Below are 3764 nucleotides of genomic sequence, written 5' to 3'. Positions count from 1 at the left end.
TTGCAAGTTCTAGCAATCCCAACTTTGGTTTTAGTATTTTTTCTTGTGTTGTATTCATATCTGACACTCCTTTAAAACTTGTCTATATTTTTATCTTACTTTGTTTGCTTGTCAGATCAAGTCTAAACTATTACAATTTAATCACTTGTCAGTTTTGAGTGTAGTAGTTGATAGCCTGTACGTAAATACGTTGCTTTTGTTCTTTAGAAATTTTTAGTCTACTATCTTTATCCAGAAAAAAATTGTAAAATTTCTATAGTTATGGTATAATTGTAAATACCGCTTGCCAATAAGCTGAGTATAAAAATGCCGTTCGGACAAGTCATTACATATAGCACGATATTACTTACTATAATTGCAGTATTTCTCTTTTTGAGAAAAATATACAAAAATCATATTAGAAAAATTATATTTCCTCTAAAAGTTCTCAAAGAAGAGTGGGAAGAAAATAGAAGATTTAACGAATTATATCAAAAAAATAAGCAAAAAGAGTTGATGAAACAACAGGAAATGCTAAGGGAGAAACAAAAGAATATGCAAGTTTACAAAGAAGATCTAGAAATAGTTGATATAGCAAAACCGTTAGGTAAATGGACAAAGATGGTTATGATGGGTAATAGTTTAATGAAACATTTTGCACAATTGATACACAGAGAAGGTGATAAGAAAGGATTTTGGGAGCTATTTATAAAAGCTCAGTCTTCAACTAAGGGTAAATATAAAGGAAAAGGCAGATGACGTATCCGTTGTATAACCTGCTTTCTGGCATTAAACTTCTTAAGTGTTATAGTCAGTCAAGTATAAGGGTGTCATCCCAGTGCTTGACACTGGGATCCAGCTCTTCATGTAATCTAGTTAAAAATATTAATTTTAACATAAAGCAACTACTTTTATGCCAACCAGCTCAGCGTGCTTACTTAAAATTCCTGGATCCCAGTGTCAAGCACTGGGATGACACCATCTGCTACCTACAAACCCAATGTTCGTACAGTTGTATGTCAAACACTGACTGTTTGTTGTGCAAGCTATCCAATGTTCATACACTGAAGTGTTTAGGCTCCAAGTTCTCTTTAAAGGTCCAATAGATGCTTGAATGTAAAAATCTATCCTGTGCTCGTAATAACAAAGTATTATTTAAAAACCTCAATTTTAAAGCTGAGCCAAAATCAAAAATCTTAATCACTGGTCCAAATGGTAGCGGCAAAACCAGCTTAATCAGAAGTTTATCTGGACTCTTACCGCCAGTATCAGGCAATATAAGATACTGCGGAAAAGACATATATGATGATCCAAAATCCTTTATATCTTCCATGGTTTACGTAGGACATAAAAACGCCTGTAAAGATAGTTTAACAATTGGTGAAAACATAGAATTCTGGGCAAGAATACGGAACACTAGAGAATCAGTTATGGCAGCTGCTTATTGTTTAGAGTTGCAGCCTGTATTTAACATTAGATATGGTGAACTTTCTGCAGGCTGGAAAAGAAGAGTTGCGCTTGCTCGCCTTTTAATTTCTAATGCAAACATTTGGCTGATAGATGAACCATTCTGTAATCTCGACAGTGCAACGTGTGAATTAATACTAAATCTAATCTCAATACGCTCTGAGCAGAACGGTACAGTAATTATTACAGGACATAGCTCTACAGAACAATTGTGTGACTTCAAGACAATCGACATACGTGATTTTAACAGACCTCTTGTATAATTTTTGGCCTTATTGTACTTACATCAATAATTTATTATCACATTTAATATTACGCATTAAAATTAACTCATCTCTTTCAAAGGCTCTATATTAAAAATAGAAAGCCCAGAAGAGATTACGTGCGCTAAGGCTTGGACGAGAAACATTCTTGCAGCGGTGAGGTTCAAGTTATCTTCTAGTATGAACCGCATGTTTAAATCACTTTTGCCATACCCCCATAAAACGTGAAACGCTTCTGCAACTTCAAGTAAGTAGAAAGTGATTCTGTGTGGCTCACAAAGCCTTGCAGATATTTCTACCACATCTGGCCACTTTGCTAAGGTTTTTATGAGGAAGAGCTCCCCATCAGTCTTTAAAAGTGAAGGATCTGCTGTTGGAAGCTCTTTTGGAGCATTACGCATTAATGAGTGAGCACGAGCATGGGCATATTGCACGTAAAAAATAGGGTTGTCTCTTGATTGTTCTTTTACTTTAACAAAATCAAAGTTCAAGACCATATCATTCTTGCGTGTTAACATTATAAAACGAGTTATATCCCTGCCAACCTCTTCCACTACATCTCTAGCTGTAAGAAAATTTCCTGATCTTTTCGACATCTTAACAGGTTTGCCATTTTCGAAGAAATTCACAATATTATGCAGTTTTACCTCTATCTTTGCTTGATCATCACTGAGCGCAGAGACAACTGCTCTAAGCCTTTTAATATAACCGCCATGGTCACTGCCGAGCTCTACGATCATATTGTTAAAACCACGTGATATCTTATCAAAATGGTAAGCAATATCCGATGCAAAATAAGTCCAGCTACCATCCTCTTTTTTTAGTGCGCGGTCAACATCATCACCAAATGTTGTAGAGCGAAATAACATTTCTTTTCTGGAAGTCCAACTTTCACTTTCTTTGCCTTTTGGTTTCTCCAAGTATCCTTCATACACAAGACCCTTATCAGATAATATCTTTATACTCTCTTCGATTTTGCCATTTTTTTGTAGCTCATACTCTGAAGTAAAAATATCATGATTGACTCCAAGCAAGCTCATGTCCTCCTTTATAAGTTCTAAGATAGAACTTAAAGTATATTCTCTAATTACTCGATTATCTTCCTCTTCTCTAAGCTCCTTGCCATATTTTTTAGCTAGCCCCTCCCCTATTGGTTTTAAATATTCACCTGGGTATAAACCTTTTTCGATGCTAATTTTTTCTCCCAGAGCTTCCTTATACCGCAAATATACTGACTTTATTAGTGTATCTATCTGCGCTCCAGCATCATTAATATAGTATTCCTTAGTAACTTTATAACCAACTTTTTTCAATAAATTTGCCAAAACGTCACCAAATACTGCCCCTCTTGCATGACCAATATGTAGTGGCCCAGTTGGATTTGCAGATACAAATTCAACATTGATGGCCTGATTGTTTCCAATGTTGAGAGTGCCAAACTCCGTTTTTAGCTCATTTATTTGCTTTAAAATCCCATGCCATACTTCCATTTTCAAGTGCATATTGATGAACCCAGGACCTGCTATTTCCACTTTTGCAACTTCATCAAAAGATTTAAATTCTTCTGCTAAGATCCCTGCAATCTCAACTGGATTCTTTTTTTCATGCTTTGCAAGCACCATAGCAACATTTGTGTAAATATCTCCATGCGCTCTATTGCTCGGAGGCTCTACAATAAAGTTTGTTGCATTCGTACTTATAACACCCCTTTGCTTCAACTCATTTAATTTACTAAAGATTAGAGAGGCAACCTGCTTGAAAATGTTCATTTATTATACTGCTAAATCTATAGCAGTATAGTTGATAAATGGAAGGAGTTGAAGGGTTATCTTAACTATTTTACCTTCATTTTCTCTTTTGCTTTAACAGGCTGATGTAACACTTGATAGATTAAACTTAGACAGCAACTTTTCGTATATGTAATAGTTTAGACTTGATCTGACAGGCATGAATTAACTGACAGAAGAATTAACAAAGTCAAAACCAAAATCAGCATCCTGTTTAATGCTATCAATATTTTTCTGATAAGCAATATGCATACTATCAAAAAAGGTT

The 3764-nt window shown here is 35.1% G+C and carries 3 protein-coding genes; 2 read left to right on the top strand and 1 reads right to left on the bottom strand.

The genetic code is table 11. The annotated features are described in order from the left end of the window. The first annotated feature begins 306 nt into the window (after positions 1-306). Together JR053_RS05080 and ccmA are read left to right on the top strand one after the other, a co-directional pair. A complete protein-coding gene (locus tag JR053_RS05080; protein WP_010404867.1) occupies positions 307-738 on the top strand; it encodes a hypothetical protein in 432 nt (143 codons plus the stop codon). Between the two features lie 347 nt (positions 739-1085). After that, positions 1086-1709, top strand: coding sequence for a heme ABC exporter ATP-binding protein CcmA (gene ccmA, locus JR053_RS05075; protein ID WP_010404852.1), 624 nt, complete (start codon positions 1086-1088; stop codon positions 1707-1709). A 62-nt stretch (positions 1710-1771) separates the two neighbouring features. Here ccmA and argS read toward each other — a convergent pair whose 3' ends face one another. Then, on the bottom strand, positions 1772-3478 hold the full coding sequence (gene argS / locus JR053_RS05070) for an arginine--tRNA ligase (protein ID WP_010404849.1): 1707 nt from the start codon (positions 3476-3478) through the stop codon (positions 1772-1774). Positions 3479-3764: the final 286 nt, after the last annotated feature.

The organism is Wolbachia endosymbiont of Nasonia vitripennis (assembly GCF_048054115.1).
Taxonomy (GTDB): Bacteria; Pseudomonadota; Alphaproteobacteria; order Rickettsiales; family Anaplasmataceae; genus Wolbachia.
This window is presented reverse-complemented; position numbering and strand designations above follow the sequence as displayed.

What these genes read in the sequence shown, in the direction of transcription:
- JR053_RS05080 (WP_010404867.1), top strand. Translation starts at nt 307, where the DNA reads ATGCCGTTCGGACAAGTCATTACATATAGCACGATATTACTTACTATA.
- ccmA (WP_010404852.1), top strand. Translation starts at nt 1,086, where the DNA reads ATGCTTGAATGTAAAAATCTATCCTGTGCTCGTAATAACAAAGTATTA.
- argS (WP_010404849.1), bottom strand. Translation starts at nt 3,478, where the DNA reads ATGAACATTTTCAAGCAGGTTGCCTCTCTAATCTTTAGTAAATTAAAT.